Annotated in this window: 1 pseudogene; it reads right to left on the bottom strand. The window is 53.8% G+C overall.

What is annotated here, in order from left to right:
* A pseudogene (locus SB765_RS32510) lies at positions 1-247 on the bottom strand (hypothetical protein); the annotation flags it as partial.

The following is a 247-nucleotide window of genomic DNA, read 5'->3' as shown; positions in this document are numbered from 1 at the left end:
CCGGATAGCTTACCGCTGGCGCGTCATCGAATTTATCGCCCGCATGGTAGCTGATACCCGCTTCGGTGGTGTTAGAGAAAACAAAGCGCATTTCCGGGTTGTGCGCCAGTTTCAGGAATTCATCGTATTCACTGTAGACGCTGATTTCACGATTAACCGAGCGAATCAGACGCGCGTCGCTGACCGCTTCCCCCTTCTCATTCAGGCCACGGATAATGGTGGTGTACAGACCATCCTGCGTGCTCAG

Source organism: Pseudomonas sp. SIMBA_067, from assembly GCF_046534675.1.
Lineage (GTDB): Bacteria > Pseudomonadota > Gammaproteobacteria > Pseudomonadales > Pseudomonadaceae > Aquipseudomonas > Aquipseudomonas putida.
This window is presented reverse-complemented; position numbering and strand designations above follow the sequence as displayed.